Source organism: Mesorhizobium sp. USDA 4413, assembly GCF_056280365.1.
In genome coordinates this window covers 6,051,418-6,074,893 of the sequence record NZ_JBVPRP010000001.1, presented here as the reverse complement: position 1 = coordinate 6,074,893, position 23,476 = coordinate 6,051,418, and the positions used below count along the sequence as shown (strand labels likewise).

22 protein-coding genes and 1 pseudogene are annotated in these 23,476 nt (G+C 64.2%); 9 read left to right on the top strand and 14 right to left on the bottom strand.

Annotation, left to right across the window (positions count from 1 at the left end; translation table 11 throughout):
• Nucleotides 1–86: 86 nt before the first annotated feature.
• The 3 genes from ACVMIM_RS29510 to ACVMIM_RS29500 form a co-directional block, all read right to left on the bottom strand.
• A complete protein-coding gene (locus tag ACVMIM_RS29510) occupies nucleotides 87–1,613 on the bottom strand; it encodes an ABC-F family ATP-binding cassette domain-containing protein (RefSeq protein WP_476116276.1) in 1,527 nt (508 codons plus the stop codon).
• A gap of 332 nt (nucleotides 1,614–1,945) precedes the next feature.
• Entirely contained in the window at nucleotides 1,946–5,059 is a 3,114-nt protein-coding gene (gene uvrB / locus ACVMIM_RS29505; protein WP_476116275.1) for an excinuclease ABC subunit UvrB, read from the bottom strand.
• A 99-nt stretch (nucleotides 5,060–5,158) separates the two neighbouring features.
• The gene (locus ACVMIM_RS29500; protein ID WP_476116273.1) at nucleotides 5,159–6,085 is read right to left on the bottom strand and encodes a LysR substrate-binding domain-containing protein; all 927 of its coding nucleotides are present in this window, start codon (nucleotides 6,083–6,085) and stop codon (nucleotides 5,159–5,161) included.
• 104 nt (nucleotides 6,086–6,189) lie between these two features.
• Here ACVMIM_RS29500 and ACVMIM_RS29495 point away from each other — a divergent pair, with 104 nt between their 5' ends.
• On the top strand, nucleotides 6,190–7,413 hold the full coding sequence (locus tag ACVMIM_RS29495; protein ID WP_476116271.1) for a clavaminate synthase family protein: 1,224 nt from the start codon (nucleotides 6,190–6,192) through the stop codon (nucleotides 7,411–7,413).
• A gap of 15 nt (nucleotides 7,414–7,428) precedes the next feature.
• Here the strand turns inward: ACVMIM_RS29495 and ACVMIM_RS29490 are convergent, their stop codons facing one another.
• Entirely contained in the window at nucleotides 7,429–8,679 is a 1,251-nt protein-coding gene (locus ACVMIM_RS29490; protein WP_476117412.1) for a hypothetical protein, read from the bottom strand.
• A gap of 137 nt (nucleotides 8,680–8,816) precedes the next feature.
• On the opposite strand from ACVMIM_RS29490, the gene ACVMIM_RS29485 reads away from it, so the two are divergent.
• From ACVMIM_RS29485 to ACVMIM_RS29475, 3 genes are all read left to right on the top strand, one after another.
• Nucleotides 8,817–9,860 (top strand): CapA family protein, encoded by a 1,044-nt coding sequence (locus tag ACVMIM_RS29485; RefSeq protein WP_476116269.1) that lies wholly within the window; start codon nucleotides 8,817–8,819, stop codon nucleotides 9,858–9,860.
• A gap of 81 nt (nucleotides 9,861–9,941) precedes the next feature.
• Nucleotides 9,942–10,211 carry a hypothetical protein gene (locus ACVMIM_RS29480; RefSeq protein WP_476116267.1) on the top strand — a complete coding sequence of 90 codons (270 nt, stop codon included), beginning with the start codon at nucleotides 9,942–9,944 and terminating at the stop codon, nucleotides 10,209–10,211.
• Entirely contained in the window at nucleotides 10,187–10,912 is a 726-nt protein-coding gene (locus ACVMIM_RS29475) for a DUF3137 domain-containing protein (RefSeq protein WP_476116265.1), read from the top strand. The genes ACVMIM_RS29480 and ACVMIM_RS29475 overlap by 25 nt, the downstream gene beginning before the upstream one ends.
• Before the next feature lie 3 nt (nucleotides 10,913–10,915).
• Here the strand turns inward: ACVMIM_RS29475 and ACVMIM_RS29470 are convergent, their stop codons facing one another.
• The gene (locus ACVMIM_RS29470; RefSeq protein ID WP_476116263.1) at nucleotides 10,916–11,398 is read right to left on the bottom strand and encodes a YegJ family protein; all 483 of its coding nucleotides are present in this window, start codon (nucleotides 11,396–11,398) and stop codon (nucleotides 10,916–10,918) included.
• Between the two features lie 168 nt (nucleotides 11,399–11,566).
• A complete protein-coding gene (locus tag ACVMIM_RS29465; RefSeq protein WP_476116261.1) occupies nucleotides 11,567–12,082 on the bottom strand; it encodes a hypothetical protein in 516 nt (171 codons plus the stop codon).
• Nucleotides 12,083–12,919: 837 nt separating this feature from the next.
• Here ACVMIM_RS29465 and ACVMIM_RS29460 point away from each other — a divergent pair.
• A complete protein-coding gene (locus ACVMIM_RS29460) occupies nucleotides 12,920–13,858 on the top strand; it encodes a diacylglycerol/lipid kinase family protein (RefSeq protein ID WP_476116259.1) in 939 nt (312 codons plus the stop codon).
• Nucleotides 13,859–13,929: 71 nt separating this feature from the next.
• On the opposite strand, the gene ACVMIM_RS29455 is transcribed toward ACVMIM_RS29460, so the two are convergent.
• Genes ACVMIM_RS29455 through ACVMIM_RS29445 form a run of 3 tightly spaced genes read right to left on the bottom strand, consistent with a single transcriptional unit; the run spans nucleotide 13,930 to nucleotide 17,674 of the window.
• Entirely contained in the window at nucleotides 13,930–14,853 is a 924-nt protein-coding gene (locus ACVMIM_RS29455) for an NAD(P)-dependent oxidoreductase (protein WP_476116257.1), read from the bottom strand.
• Entirely contained in the window at nucleotides 14,850–16,061 is a 1,212-nt protein-coding gene (locus tag ACVMIM_RS29450) for a mandelate racemase/muconate lactonizing enzyme family protein (protein ID WP_476116256.1), read from the bottom strand. Before ACVMIM_RS29450 ends, ACVMIM_RS29455 begins: the two co-directional genes overlap by 4 nt.
• The gene (locus tag ACVMIM_RS29445) at nucleotides 16,058–17,674 is read right to left on the bottom strand and encodes a GMC family oxidoreductase (RefSeq protein WP_476116254.1); all 1,617 of its coding nucleotides are present in this window, start codon (nucleotides 17,672–17,674) and stop codon (nucleotides 16,058–16,060) included. Before ACVMIM_RS29445 ends, ACVMIM_RS29450 begins: the two co-directional genes overlap by 4 nt.
• 189 nt (nucleotides 17,675–17,863) lie before the next feature.
• Between ACVMIM_RS29445 and ACVMIM_RS29440 the strand changes: the two genes are divergently transcribed.
• Both ACVMIM_RS29440 and ACVMIM_RS29435 read left to right on the top strand, forming a co-directional pair.
• Nucleotides 17,864–18,259, top strand: a complete 396-nt coding sequence (locus tag ACVMIM_RS29440) for an acyl-CoA thioesterase (protein WP_042646168.1) — start codon at nucleotides 17,864–17,866, stop codon at nucleotides 18,257–18,259.
• Between the two features lie 130 nt (nucleotides 18,260–18,389).
• Entirely contained in the window at nucleotides 18,390–18,581 is a 192-nt protein-coding gene (locus ACVMIM_RS29435) for a hypothetical protein (RefSeq protein WP_476116250.1), read from the top strand.
• Nucleotides 18,582–18,750: 169 nt separating this feature from the next.
• Here the strand turns inward: ACVMIM_RS29435 and ACVMIM_RS29430 are convergent, their stop codons facing one another.
• The gene (locus ACVMIM_RS29430) at nucleotides 18,751–19,119 is read right to left on the bottom strand and encodes a winged helix-turn-helix transcriptional regulator (RefSeq protein WP_476116248.1); all 369 of its coding nucleotides are present in this window, start codon (nucleotides 19,117–19,119) and stop codon (nucleotides 18,751–18,753) included.
• A gap of 90 nt (nucleotides 19,120–19,209) precedes the next feature.
• On the opposite strand from ACVMIM_RS29430, the gene ACVMIM_RS29425 reads away from it, so the two are divergent.
• Nucleotides 19,210–19,815 carry an NADPH-dependent FMN reductase gene (locus tag ACVMIM_RS29425; protein WP_278049372.1) on the top strand — a complete coding sequence of 202 codons (606 nt, stop codon included), beginning with the start codon at nucleotides 19,210–19,212 and terminating at the stop codon, nucleotides 19,813–19,815.
• A 196-nt stretch (nucleotides 19,816–20,011) separates the two neighbouring features.
• Entirely contained in the window at nucleotides 20,012–20,377 is a 366-nt protein-coding gene (locus tag ACVMIM_RS29420; RefSeq protein ID WP_476116246.1) for an avidin/streptavidin family protein, read from the top strand.
• 261 nt (nucleotides 20,378–20,638) lie between these two features.
• On the opposite strand, the gene ACVMIM_RS29415 is transcribed toward ACVMIM_RS29420, so the two are convergent.
• The 4 genes and pseudogenes from ACVMIM_RS29415 to ACVMIM_RS29400 form a co-directional block, all read right to left on the bottom strand.
• The gene (locus tag ACVMIM_RS29415; protein WP_476116244.1) at nucleotides 20,639–20,863 is read right to left on the bottom strand and encodes a hypothetical protein; all 225 of its coding nucleotides are present in this window, start codon (nucleotides 20,861–20,863) and stop codon (nucleotides 20,639–20,641) included.
• 689 nt (nucleotides 20,864–21,552) lie between these two features.
• A complete protein-coding gene (locus ACVMIM_RS29410; RefSeq protein ID WP_476116242.1) occupies nucleotides 21,553–21,747 on the bottom strand; it encodes a hypothetical protein in 195 nt (64 codons plus the stop codon).
• Nucleotides 21,748–21,875: 128 nt separating this feature from the next.
• Entirely contained in the window at nucleotides 21,876–22,052 is a 177-nt protein-coding gene (locus tag ACVMIM_RS29405) for a hypothetical protein (RefSeq protein ID WP_476116240.1), read from the bottom strand.
• 49 nt (nucleotides 22,053–22,101) lie between these two features.
• Nucleotides 22,102–23,413: pseudogene (locus ACVMIM_RS29400) on the bottom strand (hemolysin family protein).
• Between the last annotated feature and the right edge of the window lie 63 nt (nucleotides 23,414–23,476).

The following is a 23,476-nucleotide window of genomic DNA, read 5'->3' as shown; positions in this document are numbered from 1 at the left end:
ATGGCTGAGCAATTCAGCATGCGCTTTTTTTAGCAGATCGAAAAGTATTGCCGCGCCGACGGTGCCGGCTCGGCAGATGCATCGTCTCAGCTCGGTGTTTCGGCAATCGAGCGGAAGAAGGCCTCCGGGTCATCGACCTCGGTCAGCCGGCGCTTCTCGATCAGCCAGAAACGGTTGCCGACGGCGCGGATGAAGGAGCGGTCATGCGAGGCGAGCAGGCAGCTCGCCTGATGCTTCAGCAACTCGTCCTCCAATGCCTCCTGGCCGTCGATGTCGAGATGATTGGTCGGCTCGTCGAGCAGATAGAAATTGGGATGGATGAGCCTGAGCACCAGCATCATCAGCCGCGACTTCTGTCCGCCGGACAAGGCGCCGATCTTCCTCTCCTGCATCTCGATGGGGACGCCGGCGCCGGCAAGCAGCGAGCGGGCGCGCTGCTCGCCGATCTCGAAGCGGCGCGAGACCATCGCCAGTGGCGTGTCGTCGCCATCGATGTCCGAGAGCGCCTGGTCGCTGTAACCGAGCACGGTCGACGGCGTCACCTTGATGTTCGCGACTGAACGCGGCTGGGCGACGGCGTTGCGGATCATCGCGATGAAGCGCGTCTTGCCGACGCCGTTGCGGCCAAGCAGCGTGATGCGATCGCCCTGGCAGATATGGTGCTTGCCGGTCCGGAACAGCAGCGTGCCGTCAGGGGTTTCGACTGCCGCGTCCTCGAGTGTGATAAGCACCTTGGCGTGGGTGCCGCGGCTCGCCAGCCGGATCACGCCGGCCGAGCGCTCGCGATGCCCTTGTACGGCGGCATCCTCGATCTTCTCGGCCCGTTCCTTGAGCTGCTTGGTCTTCACGGTCAAAAGGTCGCTGCCGGAATTGATGCCGATATTGTTGAGCTTGGCGGCCTGCTTGCGCAGCTGTTGCGCGATCTTCATGTCGCGCTCGAACTTGCGCGCCGTCGAGGCGTCGAATTCGTCGAGCGCCCGCCTGGCGCGCGAATAGGGCAGCGCGAACACCGGCGATTCTTCCGAGCGCAGGAACAGCGTGCGGTTGGTGGTGGCATCGAGGAAGGCCCGGTCGTGGCTGGCGACGATCACCGGCACGTCGCGCGGCAGCGCGTTGAGCCATGCCTCGAGCTGGCTGATCCTGGCGAGGTCGAGATGGTTGGTCGGCTCGTCGAGGAGCAGCACGTCCGGATCGGTGACCCAGACACGGGCGATCAGCGCCAGCCGCTGCCAGCCGCCGCTCAGCGCGCGCATCGGCCGGCCGCGCAGTTCGTCCGGCACATCGAGCGAATCCAGCACCACGTCGACGCGCCAGAATTCGCTCTCGCGCTGTTCGCGCGGCAAGGAGTCGGCGACCACGTCATGGAAGCTGAGATCGAGCAATGCGTCAGGAACGGATTGCTCGACATGGCCGACGCGCAGGCCGCGCGAGCGGGTGATGTCGCCGGCGGTGGGTTCGAATTCGCCGGCCAGGCATTTGAGAAGCGTGGATTTGCCACGGCCATTGGCGGCGACGATGCCCAGCCGCTCGCCGGAGCCGATGATGAGGTCGAGGTTGGAGAAGAGCGGCGCACTCATGGTGACGCCGAGGGATTTGAGGCTGATCAGGGCCATGTCGATTTCTCTGGTCTGCCCGGAGGAACTCGGGCTGATGCACTTTGACGGCGCGCCGGCAGGCCATCAGGCCAGGCTCAGCGGCACCACGAAGGGCAGACCAAAAATCGAAGCGGAGAAAACCCCGGACCGTCCCTGGTCAGCCCTGCAAGCAAGCTCGCAGGGCACAGACAGGGCCGCGCTGACGGTGGTGATCGATAGACACGCAGCCCTCCTTTCCAGATGTTCGAGACGAGAGATTGGGTACACCGGGAGAGGGACAGAAGGCAAGGGGCGGCGGTGGAGTACTTTCCTTCTCCCTTTGTGGGTCCACAAGGGGAGAAGGAAAGGCGCTACTGCCCCGGGCGCCCTGTCTTGCTCGGCCGCCGTTTCTGACGGCGCTCGTCGGCCGGGTCCTCGTAGGAACCGATGCCTGAGCGTTGGCGGACAATTGGCTTGTCGTCGCGTTCTTTCGCGCCCCGGTCCGCCTCGCCAACTCCCGAGATTGGCCTTGGCTTCGTCGGCATTTTTCCTTCGACGGGTTTTTCCGTGCGGCGCACCGTCATCTCGTCGAGCGAGTTCTTCCGGAACAAGGGCTTGGTCCGGTCGCCGGGAATTCCGAAATCGGAGCCATGCGCTTCCTGCGCCGTCTGCTTCTTGAACAGCGAGCGCGACACCGCGCCGGCGGGCGTCGCCATGTCCGTGCCGGGGCCCATGTCGTCGAGCGAGGGCTTGGCGAAGAGCGGCTTCTTCACCGGCACGGCGCCGTCGGCGCCCATCTCGTCCAGATGCGGCTTGCGGAACATGTTGGGCCGGGACGCCCTGGCCGCCTCCTCGGCGGCGCGCGCTTCGTCGAGCCGGCGGAAACGCTCCTGTTCCTCGGCCGTGCGATGTCTGGCCACGCCTTTGTTGTGCTTGCCCTTCTCGCGGCCCGATGCGGGGCTCTGGCTTTCCACCTCACGCGCCAGCGGATCGTCGGAGATGGCAAGCTCCATTTCGCGCAGCCGCTTGATCTCGTCGCGGATGCGGGCGGCCTTCTCGAAGTCGAGATTGGCGGCGGCATCGCGCATCTGCTTGTCGAGCGCCTCGAGATGGGTCTTCAGATTGTTGCCAATCATGGCGCCGGCATTGTCGGTGAAATCCGAGATATCGGCGCGGACATGGTCCTTCTCGTAGACCGAGTCGAGAATGTCGGCGATGCGCGATTTGACGGATTCCGGCGTGATGCCGTTGGCGGCGTTCCACTCCATCTGCTTCTCGCGGCGACGGTTGGTCTCCGCCATCGCCCGTTCCATCGAGCCAGTGATCTGGTCGGCATAGAGGATGACCTTGCCGTCGACATTGCGGGCGGCGCGGCCGATGGTCTGGATCAGCGAGGTCTCCGAGCGCAAGAAACCTTCCTTGTCGGCATCGAGGATGGCGACGAAGCCGCATTCGGGGATATCGAGGCCTTCGCGCAGCAGATTGATGCCGACCAGCACGTCGAAGGCGCCGAGGCGCAGGTCGCGCAGGATCTCGATGCGCTCCAGCGTGTCGATGTCGGAGTGCATGTAGCGGACGCGGATGCCGTTCTCGTGCAGATATTCGGTGAGGTCCTCGGCCATGCGCTTGGTGAGAACGGTGACCAGCGTGCGGTAGCCCAGCCTGGTGGTCTCGCGGATTTCGCCGACGACATCGTCGACCTGGCTCTTGGCCGGGCGCACCTCGACCGGCGGGTCGATCAGACCGGTCGGGCGGATGACCTGCTCGGCGAAGACGCCGCCGGACTGCTCGAGTTCCCAGGCTCCAGGCGTCGCCGAAACCGCGACGGAGAGAGGACGCATGGCATCCCATTCCTCGAAGCGCAGCGGCCGGTTGTCCATGCAGGAGGGCAGGCGGAAACCGTACTCCGCCAGGGTCGCCTTGCGGCGGAAGTCGCCGCGATACATGCCGCCTATCTGCGGAATCGTGACGTGGCTCTCGTCGATGAAGATCAGCGCATTGTCCGGCACATATTCGAACAAGGTCGGCGGCGGCTCGCCCGGCCGGCGTCCGGTGAGATAGCGCGAATAGTTCTCGATGCCGGCGCAGGAGCCTGTCGCCTCCAGCATCTCGAGATCGAAGCGCGTGCGCTGCTCCAACCGCTGCGCTTCCAGCAAACGACCAGCCTTTTCAAGCTCTTGCAGGCGATGCTGCAATTCTTCCTTGATCGACTTGATAGCCTGATTCAAGGTCGGCCGCGGCGTCACATAATGCGAGTTGGCGTAGATCTTGACGCTCTTCAGTTCGCCGGTCTTCTGGCCGGTCAGCGGATCGAATTCGGTGATCGCCTCGATCTCGTCGCCGAACATCGATATGCGCCAGGCGCGGTCTTCCAGGTGGGCCGGGAAGATCTCGATCGTGTCGCCGCGCACGCGAAAAGAGCCGCGCACGAAGTTGACGTCCTGGCGCTTGTACTGCTGGGCGACGAGGTCGGCGAGGAGCGAGCGCTGGTCGAGCCGGTCGCCGACCTGCATCTGGAAGGTCATCGCCGTATAGGTCTCGACCGAGCCGATACCGTAAATACAGGAGACCGAGGCGACGATAATGACGTCGTCGCGTTCGAGCAGCGAGCGCGTCGCCGAGTGGCGCATGCGGTCGATCTGCTCGTTGATGGAGGATTCCTTCTCGATATAGGTGTCGGTGCGCGGGACGTAGGCTTCCGGCTGGTAATAGTCGTAGTAGGAGACGAAATACTCGACCGCGTTGTCCGGGAAGAACTTCTTGAACTCGGCATAGAGCTGCGCGGCCAGCGTCTTGTTGGGCGCCAGGATCAGGGCAGGGCGCTGCGTCTCCTCTATCACCTTGGCCATGGTGAAGGTCTTGCCCGAGCCGGTGACGCCGAGCAGCACCTGGGTGCGGTCGTTCTGCTCGACGCCTTCGACGAGGTCCTTGATGGCGGTCGGCTGGTCGCCGGCGGGCTCGAAATCCGACACCATCTTGATGGCAATGCCGCCTTCGGACTTTTCCGGCCGGGCCGGACGATGCGGCGTCCAGAGCTGGCCGTCCTTGTGCAGCGGATTGCCGGATTCGATCAGTTTCGACAGTGCGGCGACGGTCGCAGTGACGCCGCTGGACGAAACTGACTCGGCATCTTCCAGGCTGATGTCGAGGCCGGCCACCGGGTTGAGGCCGGCGGCCGCGCGCTCCTTGGCCGAAGCGGCGCCGCCCATCGAGGTGCCGCGCGCGGTGCGCCCCGGCGCCGACGAGCGTTCGGGGATTTTCTTCGGGGCTTTCGCCTTCGGTTGCTTTTCCGCCTCGCGCCCGATCTGCCCGGCCCAATCGGAGATCGAGCCGGTCAGCGGCGCGCCGGAAAACTCGGCCTGCGGCGCCTCGGCGAAGCCGCCAGGCTGCAACGGCTCGGCGGCATCGAGGAATTCGGTGAGCGGACTGCGCCGCTTCGGCGCGCCGTCTTGCGAAGGCGTCTTCTTGTCAGGATGTCTGGCCATGGCCCGAATATGGGTGGACTCGGCCGAAATGGAAAGAGCCGAGTGAGAGGGCTCCGGCCGGGCATGGACGCTGCTGACAGAAGGCTGTCAGGAGAGGCGTCATGACACGATGGGCCTGAGACTGTCCGCGTCCGCATTGGCAAGCGTCGCGGCGACGGCGCTGGCGCGGCGGGCCTTCGGTCCGTCCACCGGCCAGACCAGACGGCGCTTGATGGTCAATGCCGGAATCTCGCGGGCGATCTCGACGAGCTGGCCGGAGCTGAGATGCTCCCTCAGCACCAGTTCGCTGGCAAGCAGCGCGCCCATGCCGGAGATCGCCGCCTGCGCGGCCAGCACGGTCAAGGGGAACCGCGGTCCGTGGTCGATGTTCTTGCGCTGGCGGCCGGCGGCGGTGAACCAGTTTGCCCATGTGGGGTAAACGTCGTCGCCCATCGTCTGGTCTATGTGGAGGAGGGGCAGGCGGTCGAGCAGTTCGGCGCCGTCCTGATCGGCGCGGTTGCGGATCACCGCCGGGGCGCAGGCCGGGATCACCCTTTCGGTGAAGAGGTCGGCCGATGCGAGGTGCCTTGCCGAGCTGTTCCGGTAGCTGATGGCGAGGTCGACGCCTTCCTCCAGCATCGAGTCCAAGGCGATCGACACGACGATGCGCACGTCCAGCTTGCCGAGCGCCGCGCGGACTCGGTCAAGACGCGGCGCCAGCCATAGCGAGGAAAAGGAGGGATCGGCCGCGATGGTGAACGTATCGGCGCGGCGCTCGAAACGCAGCCGCCGCAAGCCGGAGGCCAGCGCGTCGAAGCCGCGGTCGATGTCGGGCAGCGCCGCCTCGGCAATGCGCGTGAGCGCGATGCCGTTACCCTCGCGCCTGACCAGCTTGACGCCGAGACGATCCTCCAGCTGCCGCAATTGATGGCCGACAGCCCCCGGCGTGACGCCAAGCTCCTCGGCGGCGCGGGTGAGACTGCCGGTGCGCGCGGCAGCGGCCAGCGCGCGCAAAGCCGACAGCGGAAGGTCGCGAAGAAACGTCATGGATTGAACTTACCTCAAAACTTGGGAAAGCAAACTCGTTTGCAGAAAAAGTCGGCCACGGCCTAGCGTTGTTGAAGGCAACTCAATCCAGGAAAGCCATTACAATGCTCGATATGCAAACGCAGTCTGTCCCCGCCGGTCGGGCTTTTGGGGCACCGCGCTCCTTGCGAGCGATGCGCAACGAAGGAACACGCATCGCGGTGGAATTCGATGACGGCAGCGCCGGCCGGCTGTCGATGCGGTGGCTGCGGCTTGCCTGCGAATGCGGGATATGCGGCGATACCGCCTCGGGCAAGCGCTGGCTGACGCCGGCGGACGTTCCCGCCGATATCCGGACAACGTCGATCGAAATCTCGTCCGCCGGGACGATGGACGTGGTTTGGCAGGACAGTCATGTCTCGCGCTTCGCGGCGGAGTTTCTGGCCGCTCATGCCGGGCAGGCCGCAGGCCTTGGCGCACCACGCTTTCGGCCAGACCTATGGAGCAGCGACCTCGCGGCTCGGCTCCGCCGTTTCGCCTTCGATGCGGTGGTTGAGGACGACGAGGTGCTGTTCCAATCCCTGCGCGCTTTGCGCGATCACGGCATCGCCATGCTGACGGGCGTTCCGGCTGAGCCGGAGGCGACGCTGCGTGTCGCCGGCCGCTACGGCCCCGTGCGCGAGACCAGCTACGGCAAGGTGTTCGATCTCATCTCACGACCGGACGCGCGGGTGGCCGGAGAGACGGCGCGCGCGCAGATCCCGCATACCGACGAGCCGTTCCGCTATTCCCCGCCGGGCTTCATCTTCTTCCACGCCATCAGGACCGGCGCCGGCAGCGGCGGCACGTCGCTGATGGTCGACGGTTTCCAAGTCGCCGAGCGGATGCGCAGGAACAGACCGGAGCTCTTCGACCTGCTGACCCGTCATGGCGTCACCTTCCATCGCGAGCATGCCGGTGAAGTGTTCTTCAGCGCCGAGGCGCATGTCATCAGCCTCGACGCCAGCGGCGCGGTCACCGGCATACGCTACAATGACCGCTGCCTGGCCCCGCAGGCCGGACCCAGCGATAAGGTCGATGGCCTGATCGCGGCGCTTGCCGAACTGACGCGGCTGATCTGCGATCCAGCGAACCAGTTCCAGCACCAGTTGCAGCCCGGCGAGGTGCTGGTCTTCGACAATCAGCGGGTCCTGCACGGACGCACCGAATTCGATCCGACGCTGGCCATCCGCCATCTCAGAAGCTGCAACCTCGACCGCGATGGCGTCCACAGCGCCTTTCGCACTTTGGCGCGGCGCTTCGCGCCGGAGGAGGCGGAAGCGGTGCTTTATCAGGGAGCTATTCTTTAGCTGTGGGATAGGTCCTCAATTGAACCACAGCGCAAACGTCAAGAAGCCGGCGCCACCGAACTCGCGCTGGATCTGGTCGAAATCGTCGCTGGTGAGGATTTTGCCGCTTTCGAGATAGGGCGCAATGCCGGGGCCGGTGATCGACAGGACGAGGTCAAAAGGTTTCGGTTCGTCGAAGAAGCGCTTCATGTTGATGCCCTTGCCGGTGATGCGGAAATGCGGCAGCAGCACGCGGCCTTCGAGAAGATCCTCGGCCACCGTCAGCGTGGCGAGCCAGGCCCGCACCTGCTCCTCGCCGACCTCGAGGCCGGTGAGCGGGTTGACGCCCTTCTGCTGCGGTCCCGGCAACCATTCCCGATCATTGTCGGTCTCGGCCAGGATCGACTTCCAGTCTTCGCGCGACAACCGGATCATCTCCAGCAGGTGGCGTCGCGCGTCTTGGCGGCGTTCCGGCTCGATCACCGGCCAGTTGACGAGATGCACCAGCGAGATGAAGTCGGCGAAGCGCCATTCCGAGGCGAATATGTTGCCGCTCATGCCGCCGTCCAGCGGCACCAGCGCATCCTGCAGCGGCAGTTTGGCGCGCGGGAACAGCATGTGGAAGGAGCCATCGAAGGCGTTGCGGAAATCATGCGCCAGCCAGAAATCGGCCTGCGCCATCAGGAATTCGGCATAGCCTTGCAGCCAGAAACCGTCGGCGCGGTCGAAGCGGAAGGTAAGCGAAGGCGCGGCATTGCTCATGTCGATGCCGCCGCGCGAGAGCGACGCCATGATGGCGGCGAAGCTTTCGTCCGGCGCAATCGCGCCGTCTTCGTTGAGATCGATGCCGAGACGGGTGAGGTCGACCGCCATGCCGATGTCGGCATTGGCCGGGACCGAGCCGAGCGTGGCGGCGGATCTTTCGAGCCGGTCACGGAAGGCGACTAGGATGGCGCGGAATTCTTCGTAGGTCAGCGGCTGCGGGTTAGGATTGTCGGGCACGGGCAACTGCATCAGCGGCAGCATGAACGATTTCGGGCTCTCGAAACCGTGGCGATGCAGGCCGCCGGCGAGGAGCTCGAGCGCGGTGAAGAATTCGCCGGCGCCGGCCGCATAGGCCGAGGCCGGGTCCCTGGCCGCTGCCGCCTCCAAAGTCGACAGCGCCGTGTTCCGGTCGGCCACGCTCTTCGCCTCGAACATGGACTTGGCTGCGTCCGGCATCTCCGCCCAGGCGAAGGACGCCCGCAGGACTGCAAACAAGACTGCTGCAAGGATCGCTCTAAGCATCGTCATCGCCCTCCGCTTCATGGCAAGGCGAGCATACACGTATTTCGATCAGGCCGAGATGCCTGCCCGCGGGATCGCGGCGACCCGCTTCAACCGGCCGGTCAGACAGTCTACACAGGGCGAAAATGGACGGGCCCGTGTCGAACTATCCGCTTGCCTACAAACTGTCGTGGCTGCCGCGCCTGCTGAGACCGTCGCTTGCCGGCGACAGGAACGGTTTCGCGGCGTCTGCGGCGGTGCTCATCGACCCGCTGCCGCTCCAGACGGTGCGGTTAGCCTTCGTCGGCGACATCTCTGCGGTCGCCAATCGCGACAGGCCAGAATGCGATCCGACAATCGCGACGCTGCTTTCTTCCGCCGACCTCGTGGTCGGCAATTGCGAAAGCCCGATCGTCGAGCGGCCACGCGCGATCATGGGCACATGGCTCGGCACGCATCACGCTATGAGTGAGCGTTTCCTGGCCGATGCGCTCGCAGCCGCCGGTATCGCGCGCGACAGGCTCGTTCTATCCCTGGCCAACAACCATGTGCTCGACCAGGGGATTGCCGGCTTCGAGGAAACGCTGGCGGCCTTGAAACGGCTCGAGATCGGAACCATCGGCACGGTTGCCGGCGGGCCTGTCCAGAATCATGCAGCCGGATCGCTGACGATCGGCTTCGCGGCCTTCACGCTCTGGCGCAACACGGACGCCACGCCCTTCGAGGAACGCATCTCGATGCGTGCCGCCGAATGGCCGCGCGAGGCTGTTCCCGGCATCGATCTCACTTGCGCCGTGCCGCATTGGGACTGGGAGTTCCGGCACTTTCCGAGGCCGCAGACCCGGGCGCTGGCGAGGCGGCTGGCGGATCACGGCGTCCGGCTGATCGCCGGGCATCACGCGCATGTCGTGCAACCTATCGAGCGCATCGGCGGTAGCGTGATTGCCTATGGCCTTGGCGACTTCCTCGGAACCGCCCTGGCCACACAGCCATGGCCCGGGCGCATCGGCTCCATCCTTATTGTCGATGTCAGCGCCGATGCCGCCACACGCGGCATGATCGCCGGCTACCGGCAGCATTTCTTCATGCGCCTCGCCGACAAAGGCCATGAGCGGCTGATCCCGGTCGAGGCTCTGGACGGCCGGCTCAAGCATCAGGTCGCAGCCCGGCTGGAGGCGATTTTTCCCGCTTCGGACAGCTAGCTCCCGACCGCATCGAGCGCAGGCGACTTTCACGTAAAAGCCGCTCTGATGGCCGCATCTCAGCGGCGGCCGGGGGTGGCCATGGAAGCAGCGGATTTCATGCCGAGCGAGGCGGTGATTGCGGGCATCAGGCGCGGCATCGAGGACTATGAGGCGAAACGCGCGTCGGCCCAGAGACAGGTCCGCTGGCGGCTGCCGGTGTTCGTCGGCCTGGTTGTCGTCTTCGTCGCGCTGATAGCCTGGCTGTTCAACCCCGCCGCCGATCCTCACGAACAGGGCTCTCGACGCCGCATGTCTTTCTCTATATCGGCGGCCTCGCCGTCGCGGTGCTTGCCTATTTCCGAGCGCTGAGGCCGGCGACCCGGCTGCAGCGATCTTTCCGCGACACGCTGCTGCCGATGATCTTCGGCTTCGTGCGGGACGTGCACTACCAGCATGGCACGCGGCCGAACTCCTTCGACAGGATGCCGCGCGAAACGGTCGGCGCTTTCAGCCGCCAAAGCTTCGACGACATTATTTCCGGGCGCTACGAGGATTTCCCCTTCGAGCTCTACGAGGCAAGGCTCTGGGAAGGCTCCGGCAAAAGCGAGACGATCGCCTTCAAGGGCATCATCATCGCCTTCGAGACCATCGAGCCGTTCCCGGGAACGTTGGTCGCGGCGCGCAAGGCCGGCAAGGTGGTGCATGTCTTCCGCGGCATGTTCGCCGGCAAGATGCAGGAGCTGCCCTGCGGCGTCGAAGACCTCGATGATATCTATGAATTCCGCACCGACAATATCGAGGCGGCGCGGCCGCTGGTGACCGGCCGGATGGCGCAAGCGCTGACCTGGCTGCGCGAGACATGGCCCTACGACCAGGCGCGGGTGGCGCTCAGCGGCAGCGACGGCTTTCTGTTGATGCCGCGCTCGAAGAACTTCTTTGAGCTTCCGGATATCTCCGAGCCGATCGACTACAACAGGCATGTCGCGCCGATGATCACCGATCTCGGCGCCATGCTGGCCACCGCTGCGCTGGTGCGCAAGATCGGCGCGAGGGATGGAGTGGGCGTATAGACCTCAGCAGTCGAAGCCGTATTGGGTACGCATGTACTCGGCTTCTTCCTTCGACATCTTCTTGAGCATCACGCAGACGGTAAAGCTGCCGACCTGGCGGCCGTTCCTGGTGTAGCCCCAGTCAGAAATATCGTCCCTGGTGAATTCGATGTTCTGGCCGAGGACGACATTTTGAACGATTTCCGGCTCGTTCGCCAATATGCCGACGAAGCCGGTCTCGGTCCGCCTGAAGGGGATGACCCAGAAATGCTCGGTCGCATTCCCATCGGTGATCATCACCTTCAGCTTGAACTTGTCGGTTCCCGGCGGCGGCGTGTCGGACAAGGCCAGGAATTCATCCAGGCTGGATCGCGCCTTCTCGATCGCCGCCGCCATCTCGGCGTCGTCGGAGGCGATCATCATGGCCTTGTCGTCGCCTTCTGCTCTGGCATGCAAGGGAGCGAGCGCCAGCAACAGGCATAGCGCGATACGAACGGCAATTGTCATGACACCCTCCAACCCCGGTCCAGGCCACTATCTTCCTGTACTAGGTCGGCATTATCAATCGAAGCCCGGCTCGTCACCAAGCCACCAAAGTCGCCGGCGCACGCTTGCCATTGCGACGATATTCAGGTGAGGCCGGCCCACCTGAACATCGAAACACCCCGGACTGGCTTATAGCCCGGTCAGTCCCGCCAGCCAGCTCGCCGACCGCTTGGCCGCGTCCACGGTTGCGGTGGCCGCGCGGCTGAGGTCGGTCTTGACCACGGCATAGCCGGCCTTGGTGCGGTAAAGCACTGCGCGGCCGCCATCGACCGACCTGTCGAAGGCAACCGGCTTCGCCGATTCCGTTTCGCTGGCGGTCACCGTTGCGCCGACCGGCACGCTCGGGCGATGGTCGAGTTCGGGCGGCAGCGGGGCGATGGTTTCGATGACGCGGTTCCTGGGCTTCAGATCCGGCCTGGAGGCTTTCGCGGCAAGCTCCGAGGTAGAGGCCGAGCCCTTGACGCGGCAGATGCCTGAAACCAGCGGATAGTTGAAATTGCGCTGGTGCAGCATCTGGCTCCTCATCGCCGCTTCGCAGTCGGCGATCGTAGCCCATTTGGCCGGTGTCTCACCGATATATTCGCACAGCTTGGCGTCGCAGTCGCAGCCGACAATGGTCATGGCGACAAGGGCGGTCTTGATCACGGTCTTGTCCCTTCGAAATTGCCCCTCTTCACCCCGCCTGCATCAATCCGCGCCGAACGAGGCGGGATTTGGCCGCGATTGTGAAATGTGGATGACGGGACGTTTCCGAAGGTTGCTCGACCGGCGACTGTGGCCGGAAAGCCTCAGTAGCCGACGCCGGGCAGGTGCGGTGCACAGCCCAAAAAGACAGTCGGCGCTGGGATTTCTCCCAGCGCCTCCCTGTCAGATCAGGAACCGGTTAAGGCAGCAACTTCCGTAAAGTCGTCGCGCCAGGCCGGCCTTGATTTTGACGGTCCTGCCAGTCACCACCCGAAGGCAGCGCCCGTTCCAGACCACGCCGACCTCCACCCTTGCGGGCTTCGCCCAGCGTGCCATCGAAGGTCTTTTCCGGCCTTCATGGCAGCATCGGTCCGCCGTCGGCGTTGGCACGCTTTCCGCGGCACCCGTAGGCATCCGTCCCTCCAACAGGCGAAACCTGCTCTCGTTCTGGGCCGTGCGGGCCTCAGGAAATCCGCCTTGCGCTTTTGCCTTTCGGCTGGGGCGTTCGGTAGCCGCCTGAGATGAGTTAAATGTACGCCGGGTAAGGGGTTCAGGGAATAACGGGGCGCCTGTGGATAGCGGGGTTATCGGGGACCAACGGCAATAGCCTCGGAACTCGGCGGCCGAATCCTTTAGACAGCCTGCCCCCGCTTTTTTAGCGACCTTGGATGTTAGAGCCTTGCTCCGCTGCCCGGTCCGCGTTTCAATGTCGGCAAAAGAGTTTGGGCCGGCAAAAGACTTTGGGCCGGCGCGGACTTCACCGCGCATTTGCGCGACGTGCCTCGGGGGAGGGTCGGCTTGAAGGTCGGGGTGGTTCTCAATCCCATAGCCGGCGGCGGCAGGCTCAAGCGGCATTGGCCGGAGGCGGCGGCGTCGCTCAAGGCGAATTTCGGCGATTTCGAGCTGCGCGAGACGCAAGCCGGCGGCGACGCTGAACGATTGGCGATCGACCTCGCAGCCGGCGGATGCGGGCTGGTGATCGCGGCCGGCGGGGACGGCACCGCCAGCGAGGTGGCCGACGGGCTGCTGCAGGCGCAATCCGAAACCGGCCACGAAAGCGCGCTTGGACTTCTGCCCTGCGGCACCGGCATCGACTTCGCGCGCGGGCTCGGCATGCCGCACTCCATAGACGCCTCGGTCAAGCACATGGCGGATGCCAAGGGCCGCAAGATCGACGCCGGTCGGATCTGCTACATCGACGACCAGGGCAAGCTGGCCAGCCGCCACTTCATCAACATCGCCAGCCTTGGCCTGTCCGGAGAAACGGATCGCGCCGTCAATGCCGACAAGCGCAAGGGTCGGGTCTCGGTCAAGGCGCTGTTCTTCTGGCGCACGGTGGTGGAGTTCCTCCGCTACCGCTTCCAGGATGTCAGGATCACCATAGACGATGGCGAGCCGGTCGAGGCGCGCATGGCGCTGGTGGCGGTCGCCAACGGCAAGTTCTTCGGCGGCGGCATGATGATCGCGCCCGATGCCGAGCTCGCCGACGGCCAGTTCGACATCGTCATCGTGGGGGCGACGAACAAGCTCGGGCTGATCCGCGACATCCGGCTGCTTTATGGCGGGCGTCACCGCAATCATCCAGCTATCACCATCCTGCGCGGCCGCAAGGTGCTGGTCGAGCCGCTTGGCGATGCGGAGAAGAACGGAGCGCTGGTCGATATAGACGGCGAGTCGCCGGGGCGGATTCCCGCGACTTTCGAGATCCTGCCCGGCGCGCTGACCTTGAGAGGTTGAATCAACCGGCTGAGAGTTTGATTTAGCCGGTACCGCCAGACGCTTGAAACAGCTGGCTAAATATTGCGGGGTTACAGTTCGAGTCTGGCCGGGAAGCCCGGCGCGCGAAGCTCCGTCCCGACCGCATCCTCGAGCAGCTTGACAATCTTGGTCGACCAGGCGTCGCCGCCATAGGCGCGCTTGCCTTCCTCGAAGATCGCGTTGACGCGCGACGCCAGATCGAGCGGCGCGCCGAAATCCCTGCCCATGGCCAGCGCGAAGCCGAGGTCCTTCAGCGCCAGGTCCATGGTGAAGCCGATGTCGTAGGAGCCGTTGAGCACGAGCTGGCTTTCGGTCTCGTGGACGAAGCTGTTGCCGGAGGAGGCGACGATGGCGTGATAGGCTTGCGCGAGGTCGAGCCCGCCCTGCTTGGCCAGCATCAGCGCCTCGCCGGCGGCGACGAGATGGATGAACGCCAGCATATTGGTGATGACCTTGATCACCGCGGCCGAGCCCACCGGACCCATCAGGAAGGATTTCGCGCACATCGCCTCGATGGCCGGCCGATGTCGCTCGTAAAGCGCAGCGTCGCCGCCGACGAGAGCCGTGATCTTGCCCGCTGCGGCCAAATGCACGCCGCCGGTCACCGGACATTCCAGCGTCTCGATTCCTTTTGCCGAAGCAAGCGCGGCAAGCCGCAATATCTCGTCGCGGCCATTGGTCGACATCTCGATCCAGGTGCCGCCCGCGGGCAGGCCCTGGAGCAATCCGTCTGGGCCGGCGAGCACCATCTCGCTGACCTTTGGCGAAGGCAGGCAGGTGATCGCGTTGCCGGCGCGGGAAGCGGCCTCGGCGGGATTATTTGCCGCCGTGGCGCCGAGCGCGACAAGGCGCTCGATCGCCGCCGGGTCGCGGTCGAAGACGGTGACGGCAAAGCCGTTGCGCAGCAGGCTGGCGGCAAGGTTGCCGCCGAGATGGCCAAGGCCGATGAAGGCGTAGGCGGGGGGCGCGCTCACGGCATCAGCGGCGTCTGCATCATCTGCAGATGCAGGTCCTTGCCACTATAGGGATGCGCGTCGCAGACGTCCTCATTGAGCTCGACGCCGAGGCCGGGCTCCTTCGAGGGGATGACGTTGCCGTCCTGCCATTCGATCTTCTTCTTGAGCAGCGTGGCGTGAAAGCCATCCCATTGCTTCAGCGATTCCAGGATCAGGAAATTGGGCAGCGTCACCGCGAGCTGGATGTTGGCGGCTCCGACGATCGGGCCGCAATAGCAATGGGGTGCCACCTGGATGTGGTAGGCCTCGGCCATGGCGGCAATCTTCTTGGTCTCCAGGATGCCGCCGGAGCGGCCGAGATCCGGCTGCAGGATGGTCGCGGCGCGATTCTCGATGACGCGGGCGAATTCGGACTTGGTGGTCAGCCGCTCGCCGGTGGCGACGGGAATGGACGTGCCGCGGGCGACCTGCGCCATCACCTCGGGCATATCCGGCGGTACCGGCTCCTCGAACCAGAGCGGATCGTAAGGCTCGATCGCGCGCGCCATGCGCAGCGCGCCGGATGCGGTGAACTGGCCATGCGTGCCGAATAGGATGTCGGCGCGCGTTCCTACCGCCTCGCGGATCGCCTTGATCATGCGCGCCGAGAGGTCGATGTCGATCAAGCGCGGCTGGTGGCCGTCATAGGCGGTGTAGGGGCCGGCCGGGTCGAGCTTCACGGCGTTGAAGCCCTGCTCGACATATTCGAGCGCGCAGGCGGCGGCCATATCGGGGTCGTTATAGACATTCTGGCCGCGCGCATCTTCCGAATGGACGCTGCCGCTGTGCGGATAGAGATAGGTGTAGGAGCGCAGCGTCTCATGTACCTGGCCGCCCAGCAGCTTGTAGACAGGCTTGCCGGCTTCCTTGCCGATGATGTCCCAGCAGGCCATTTCGAGCGCCGAGAAGCAGCCCATGCCGGAAACGTCGGGGCGCTGGGTGAAGCCGGAGGAATAGATACGCCGGAACAGGTTCTCGATGTCGTGCGGATCGCGGCCGACGAGATAGCGCTCGGCCATGTCCTCGATCATCTTGGCCGTGACATGTGCCGAGAAGGTGGCGTTGTAGGCCTCGCCATAGCCGACCACGCCGCCATCGGTGGTGAGCTTGACGAAGATGAAATATTTGCCGCCGATGCCGGGCGGCGGATTGCCGACAACCCAGGTCTTGACGTCGGTGACTTTCATTTCTGATCCTCCAGAACCAGGTCGGCCCCTTTCCATCCGGTCAGGATCGAGGCGGCGTTGGTGTTGCCCGTGATGTTGTCGGGGAAAATCGAAGCGTCGATGACGCGCAGACCTTCCAGTCCATGAACCTTCAGCCGCGGATCGACGACGGCGCGCGCGGCGTCCGGCCCCATGCGGCAGGTCGAGACGGGATGGTAGACGGTGCCCGAGCGTTTCCTGAAATCCTGGATGAGGTCGGCGTCCGACTGGATCGACGGTCCAGGCAGAACCTCTTCCTCGATGATCTCCGCCATCGCCGGCATTGCGGCGATCCTGCGCACGAACTTCACCGCCGCCAGCATCTCGTCGACATCGGCGTTGGTCGAATAGGCGTTGGCCGTGATCCTTGGATAGTCGCGCGGATTGTTCGAGCGGATCATGATCTCGCCGCGGCTCGATGGGCGGCAGTTGGAAAGGCCGATGGAAAAACCCGGCCACGGGTCGGGCGTCAGGATCGGGCGCTCGCCGCTCTTCGGGATGACGGTCGAGAAGGCCTGGAAATAGAGCTGCATGTTCGGCCGCGCCATCGACGGGTCGGTGCGGAAGAAGCCGCCGGCATTGTTCATCGACAGCGACAGCGGACCGGAGCGCAAGAGGATGTACTGCATGCCGACCAGCAGCTTGCCCCACCACGGCCGCAGGATCTGGTTGAGCGTCGGCAGCTTGCCCTTGAAAGTGTAGTTGATGCCGACATGGTCCTGCAGATTGGCGCCGACATTGTCGTTGGCGTGGACGACCGGGATGCCGAGGCCGGTCAGCAGCGCCGCAGGGCCGACGCCGGAGAGCTGCAGCAGCTGCGGCGAGTTGACCGAGCCGCCCGACAGGATCACCTCGCGGCCGGCGCGCGCGGTTTTCTTCTTGCCGTTCTGCTCATACTCGACGCCGACGGCGCGCTGGCCCTCGAACAGGATCTTCGTCGCCAGCGCGTCGGTTTCGACGCGGACGTTGCCGCGCTTCATCGCCGGCCGCAGGAAGGCGCGGGCGGCCGACATGCGGCGACCGTTCTTGGTCGTGATCTGGTAGACGCCGACGCCTTCCTGGGAGGCGCCGTTGAAGTCTGGGTTGAGCGGCAGGCCGGCTTGCTGGGCAGCGGCGAGATAGCGCTTGGTCAGCGGGTGCACGGCGCGCGAACAGTCGGTGATATGCAAGGGGCCGCCGACGCCGCGCCATTGGTCGGCGCCGGCCGCATTGTCCTCCATCGCCTTGAAGGAGGGCAGAAGATCGTCATAGGCCCAGCCGGGATTGCCGGCGGCGGCCCAGGCATCGAAATCCTCGCGCGCGCCGCGAATGAAGACCATGGCGTTGATCGAGCTGGAGCCGCCGAGCAGCTTGCCGCGCGGCCAGTGGTCGGCATTGCCCGCGAGGCCAGGATCGGGCTCGGTCTTATAATTCCAGTTGACGGCCGGGTCGAAGAAGGTCTTGCCATAGCCGAGCGGCATCTGGACGTAGAAGCGCCGGTCGGTTCCGCCGGCCTCCAGCACCAGCACCGAGAAGCGGCCCGAAGCCGACAGTTTGTCGGCAACGACCGAACCGGCCGAACCCGAGCCGACGATAATGAAATCATAAGTCTGCATGGTGGAAGGGCGGCTCCGCAATGTGGGCTTACCCTAGACATTGCCGGCTAGCGGCGTCGCCGTGGCTTCCGGCATGGCTTGTGAAAAAAGCGACCGCGCCGCGCGCTTGGTTTTCGCTGACAGCAGAGCTTGCGACATCGCAACCGCATTGGTACGGGTTCAGGAGAACAGCGGCTGAAGGACTTCTCCATGGTGCATTACGCGGACGGAAAGCCGCTCGGCGATCTCACTTTGAGGACGCTCGCCATGCCGTCCGACGCCAATGCCGCCGGCGATATCTTCGGCGGCTGGGTGATGGCGCAGATGGACCTTGCCTGCGGCATCCGGGCGGCCGAGCGCGCCAAGGGCCGCGTCGTGACGGCGGCTGTGAAGGAGATGTCTTTCGCCAAGCCGATGAAGATCGGCGACACGCTCTGCATCTACACCCATGTCGAGCGCGTTGGCCGCACCTCGATGGTGCTCAAAGTCGAGGCCTGGGCGCAGCGCTATCTTTCCGACCTGATGGAAAAGGTCACCCATGCCGATTTCGTCATGGTGGCGCTCGACGGCGAAGGCAAGCCGAAGCCGGTTCCGGCCGAGAGCTGACGGGCTCCGATTCTCCCAAGTCTGCCGTTTTGTAACAACACCTGCGCGGAAGATGCGCTCTGCGGCATCCAATGGTTGCCTTCGCGCTCCAGTTTGAGGGCGCGGGGGGGGGGAAACAATGCGTCAACATATGCTGAACGGCTGGCTCGTGGCAGCCCTTATCGCTCTGGTCTGCCTGCTCGGCATAACGGCCTATACGGAGATCAGCAAAGACCTTCCACGCATCGCCTGTATGAGGGGCCCGAAGGCGATCGACAAAAAGGCTGCGCAGCCGGAGAGCTGCTCGACGACGTGCTGCGGCAGCACCATCCGAAGCGCCTGATCTGTGGCCGGCTGAAGACCGTCATCCTTGTTGAGACGGTTGCGCGGACACATCAGCGAGGCTGGCTGCGGGCGGCAGCGGATCCGGTCAAAGCCGGAAGGCACCACAGGCCCGGCGCCGGGCCGCAGGGTTCATCCAATGGTTCAGAAATCTTTGAACTATAAGGGTTTCAGGTCTGCCGGCTGTCGAATTTTGCGCGCGCCTCACGGACCCGATTGGTGTTCTTGCGGGCCCATTCGCCGAGCGCGGCGACCGGCACAAGCAGCTCGTGGCCGAGCTCGGTCAGCTCGTAATCGACACGTGGCGGAATGGTCGGAAACACCTTGCGTGTGACGAAGCCGTCGCGCTCCAGACCACGCAAGGTGGTGGTCAGCATCTTCTGCGAAATGCCGCCGACGGCGGCGCGCAATTCATTGAAGCGCATCGCACCGTCACCCAGCTTGCCGACCACGAGCACGGTCCATTTGTCGCCGACCCGCTGCAGGATTTCGGACACGGCTCGGCAGTCCTCGGTGATATGCGGGTGCCTCAGTAACAAAAATGTGCCTCCTTGCGCGCTGATTTGTCAGTATCACATATAGCGCCGGTATCCAAACGATACCAGAAATTCCCGCAAGGAGAGCCCCTTATGTCCAAGCCCAAAATTGCCATTGTCGTCGGTTCGACGCGCGCCGCCCGCTTCGCCGACGTGCCGACGCAGTGGATCGCCAAGATCGCCAAGACCCATGCCGATATCGACGTCGAGATTGTTGATTTGCGCGACTGGCCGCTGCCCTTCTTCGACGAAGTCGCGTCCTCCGCCTGGGCGCCGTCGCAGAACGAAGTGGCGCAGCGCTGGCAGAAGAAGGTCGCCGAGTTCGACGGCTTCATCTTCACCGCCGCCGAATACAATCACGCGCCGACTGGTGTCCTGAAGAACGCCATCGATTACGCCGCCAATGAATGGAACAAGAAGCCGGCCGGCTTTGTCGGCTATGGCTCGGTCGGCGGCGCGCGCGCGGTCGAGCAACTCCGCCTGATCGCCGTCGAGCTGCAGATGGCGCCGGTCAAGTCGGCCGTGCATATCGCCTGGGGCGATTTCCTTGCGGTTCGCCAAGGCGAGAAGAAGCTCGAGGACATCGAGCATCTGAACCAGGCTGCCGCGGCGCTCATCAACGACGTCGCCTGGTGGGCGAAAGTGCTGAAGGCAGCCCGTGCCGCCGACGCGATCGCCGGCGAAGCGCAGGCCGCTTGAACGGTCGATAGAGTTTATCCTCCCAGTGCGAAAGGAGCGGCGCCAGCGCCGCCCCTTTTCAATTTGCGGGAACCCAAGCTGGCTACCTTGCCTGGTCCCGACCACATCTTGGCGGTGACTTGACCGCCCAGAACGGCGCGTTAGATGCAGGCCCGAATCGGCCGAAGACGAAGACGTATAGTCGTGGAGGAGCGGAATGCCTTGGCTTGGCAGATGGCGTAATCAGTATGGGTCCGTCCTCGACATAACCGGCGAGGACGGCGGCCGGATCGAAGGCACGTTTCGCACGGCACTCGAAGACAGCAGCTTCTATGGACAGACGGTGCCGATATCCGGCATCGCGCATGGCGACGTGATTGGAGTCACAGCCGCCGGCGAGGGTACGGCCGGCCCCGCCGCGGTGAGCTACACCGGCATATTGCGGGACGGCAAACTGGAGACGATGTGGCTGACCGTGGCGGGCAGCACCATCACCGGCAAGGAAGGCGAAACCGCTTCCCGCAAGCAGGTAGGAACTTGGCGTGCCTTCGGCACCAGTCTCGACACCTTCATCAAGGAATAGCCGAGCCAGCGGGACCGAATGCCCTTCGCCTCTGACGGCAGCAACGGCGCCGTCCATGAGGGCCATGCCGCATGGCTGAAGCAGCTCTGGCAAATTGCCCATCGCGAGGTTTCCACCATAGCCTGAGCCGACGCCTTCCTGGTCATCATGGCGGCTTTTGTCATCGCCACCGCGCTGGTGCCGTTCCTGCGCAACGTGACGCCGAAGGCGCCGCCGCCGGAGGCGCATTGTGCAGACCGGAAGTGCTGCGGGCGAAGCAGTCTACTGCGACCCCGCCCCAAACCAGCGGATAAAGGCGGCATCCTTCCCGGTGATGTCCTTCACCGCTTTCAACAGCGCTTGATGCAAGGCCTGCATGGAGCGGTAATGATCGCACTGTGTCGATATCAGCGGGTCCACGATGCTCCTGTGCAGCGCTCCCGCCGCCATGATGAACCGCTCCAGCTCTGACTCAGATAATTGCTTTGCCTTGTTGCGCCGAACCACCGCGACCTCCTGCGAGAATCGCCCCATCCAAGATTAAATTCCTATGGATGTCGGATGGTTACCAGCGACCGCTGGTTGCCTTGTTCGACCTATCGTCGCCGGCTGGGATCGCCGTCGCCATTGGCCAGATTAATGGCGTTACGCAGGTCCGTCTCGCTGCTGACGAATAGTCATGGCCGAGGCCGTGCCCGAGAGCAGGCAAGCCAGGGCGAGGCAACTGACCCCCGCCGGCAGCGTCCCGCCGCGAATGCGCCCAATCGTGCCGGCCGCTCGCTCTCATAAGCCTATGCCCCGCTGCCGCCAATCATGCGATGTGGGCAGCGCACGCCGAAACAAACCGTCAATAGATTAAGCCGGTGCTTCATTCCTATCTTGAGGTTTAATTGTAGATTACTTACCTTTCTCGCCGTTAATTTAAAGCAACGTTAGTACCTTGAATATAAGTTGGGTAAATTATATATATTTTGACTTGAGCATGCAGCCGGGAAGGACGGCAGCCGCGGGTGGGAGGGGCGAGCGGAACCCAGGCGGTCCGGCCCGCTTATCATGGTGACACAGGATTTTGCGGGCCGGACCTTGCCCCGCGGCTTGGCCGACCAGGGCAACACATCGTTAGCTTCGCCCCTGGCGGCTAACATTGACAACCGATAATCCGCGCACGCGATAGCCCGCGTACGCGCCGAAGCCAATCAGGCGGAACCGCGTTCAAGCTCCGCCGAAAGCCGGATAGAGTCGGAAACGCCCTGGCCGAAGAGCGCCATTACCTTGACCGCGATCCGTTCGCGCTCATCCTTGTCGGCAACGTGGTGCCTTGCGCAGTAATCGTTCAAGGCTTTTGCGAGAATATCGAGCTGGGCGGGATCCGCCACGCCGTACGCTGACAACGCTTGCCTCCCTGGACAGGGCGAAAGCATAATGCCGCTTTCAGACGTCCGTTTGCCTCTGTCCGGTCCGGACGACGGACAAATAGTATGCTCGAAATGTGACCGTTGCGAGTCAATTCACAGCCTCGCTATTTCTTCTTCAAGAGCCGCGCCTCCCGAAGAAGCGAACCGGCATCGATGCCGATCATGTCGACAAGGTCGCGGGCCTGGGTCTCGGTGATGCCGGTCTCCTTCACGAGAAACCGGACCCGGAACTCCTTCTCCGCCTTCAGTCGCGCATCGCGTTCTTGCTTGTCTTCGGCCATGGATTTTTCCCCATGCCCTGAAACTGCAAGCAGGCGATCAAAGTTCCGCTCAGCGCACGACCTGCCGATGCCCGTCGGGCAGGCGGGTGGCGATCAGCTTGTCGATGCGGCGGCCGTCGAGGTCGACAACCTCGAAACGCCAGCCTTGCGCGTCGACGCATTCGCCGGTCGTCGGCAGATGATGGAGATGCGATAGCACATAGCCTGCGACGGTCTCGTAGTCGCGGTTCTCCGGCAGGTCGATGCCGAGCACTTCGGCCATCTCGTCGGCCTGCATATAGCCGGCGAGCAGCCAGGAGCCGTCCTCGCGCTTGACGGCGTTCTCCTCCTCGCCGGCCTCGAGGTCGGAGCGGAACACGCGCGGTGATGGCTTCGAGGATGTCGGCCGGCGTGACGATGCCTTCGAAATGGCCGTATTCGTCATGGACCAGCGCCATAGGTACGTCGGACTCGCGGAGCCTCTGCAGGACGTCGAGCGCGTCGGCTTGGTCATGCACAATGGGGGCGGCGCGTACATGCTGGCGCGGATCAAGCACCCTGCCGGCGAGAAGGGCGGCCAGCACGTCGCGCGTCTGAATGACGCCGACCATGGCATCGACATTGCCGTCGCCGACCGGCAGCCGCGAGTGCTGGGTTTCCATCAAGAGCTTTCGAGCCGCGGCTTCGTCGGATTGCAGGTTGAGCCAGTCGACCTCGGTGCGCGGCGTCATCACGGCACGCACAGCACGGTCGCCAAGGCGCATGACGCCGGCGATCATGCGGCGCTCGTCGGATTCGATGGTGCCGTGATGCTCGGCCTCGGCGACGAGCATCTTGATCTCCTCGTCGGTGACCTTCTCTTCCGCCTCGCCGGCCTGGCCGAGCAGCCACAGCACGGCGCGGCCGGAAACGTCGAGCAGGAAGACGAGCGGCGCCGAGACGGTGGCAAGGATGGTCATTGCCGGCGCGGCGCGGACAGCGACGCGTTCGGGATCGCGCAGCGCGATCTGCTTCGGCACCAATTCGCCGACGATCAGCGAGGCGTAGGTGATCAAAGCGACGACAATGCCGACGCCGATGGGGTCGGCGATATTTTCGCGGATGCCGGCCGAGGCCAGATATTGCGCCAGCCTTTCGCCGAGCGTCGCGCCCGAGAAGGCGCCCGACAGGACGCCGACGAGCGTGATGCCGATCTGCACCGATGACAGGAATTTGCCAGGGTTCGAGCCCAGCGCCAGCGCACGGCCGGCGCCCTTGACGTTGCGGTCGATCATCGCCTTGAGGCGGGCGGGCCGCGACGAGACGATGGCAAGCTCCGACATCGACAAAAGGCCGTTCACCAAGATGAGGACGGCAACGACGGCGATTTCAACGTAAAGCATCGGCGGTCAATAGCATTGCTGCAGTGCATTCGAAAATAGCCTGCCGGTATTTTTGGCAGATGA

Coding starts and splice junctions, on each gene's coding strand:
- ACVMIM_RS29510 (WP_476116276.1), bottom strand. CDS start 1,613: ATGGCCCTGATCAGCCTCAAATCCCTCGGCGTCACCATGAGTGCGCCG.
- uvrB (WP_476116275.1), bottom strand. CDS start 5,059: ATGGCCAGACATCCTGACAAGAAGACGCCTTCGCAAGACGGCGCGCCG.
- ACVMIM_RS29500 (WP_476116273.1), bottom strand. CDS start 6,085: ATGACGTTTCTTCGCGACCTTCCGCTGTCGGCTTTGCGCGCGCTGGCC.
- ACVMIM_RS29495 (WP_476116271.1), top strand. CDS start 6,190: ATGCTCGATATGCAAACGCAGTCTGTCCCCGCCGGTCGGGCTTTTGGG.
- ACVMIM_RS29490 (WP_476117412.1), bottom strand. CDS start 8,679: ATGCTTAGAGCGATCCTTGCAGCAGTCTTGTTTGCAGTCCTGCGGGCG.
- ACVMIM_RS29480 (WP_476116267.1), top strand. CDS start 9,942: ATGGAAGCAGCGGATTTCATGCCGAGCGAGGCGGTGATTGCGGGCATC.
- ACVMIM_RS29470 (WP_476116263.1), bottom strand. CDS start 11,398: ATGACAATTGCCGTTCGTATCGCGCTATGCCTGTTGCTGGCGCTCGCT.
- ACVMIM_RS29450 (WP_476116256.1), bottom strand. CDS start 16,061: ATGAAAGTCACCGACGTCAAGACCTGGGTTGTCGGCAATCCGCCGCCC.
- ACVMIM_RS29445 (WP_476116254.1), bottom strand. CDS start 17,674: ATGCAGACTTATGATTTCATTATCGTCGGCTCGGGTTCGGCCGGTTCG.
- ACVMIM_RS29440 (WP_042646168.1), top strand. CDS start 17,864: ATGGTGCATTACGCGGACGGAAAGCCGCTCGGCGATCTCACTTTGAGG.
- ACVMIM_RS29435 (WP_476116250.1), top strand. CDS start 18,390: ATGCTGAACGGCTGGCTCGTGGCAGCCCTTATCGCTCTGGTCTGCCTG.
- ACVMIM_RS29425 (WP_278049372.1), top strand. CDS start 19,210: ATGTCCAAGCCCAAAATTGCCATTGTCGTCGGTTCGACGCGCGCCGCC.
- ACVMIM_RS29420 (WP_476116246.1), top strand. CDS start 20,012: ATGCCTTGGCTTGGCAGATGGCGTAATCAGTATGGGTCCGTCCTCGAC.
- ACVMIM_RS29405 (WP_476116240.1), bottom strand. CDS start 22,052: ATGGCCGAAGACAAGCAAGAACGCGATGCGCGACTGAAGGCGGAGAAG.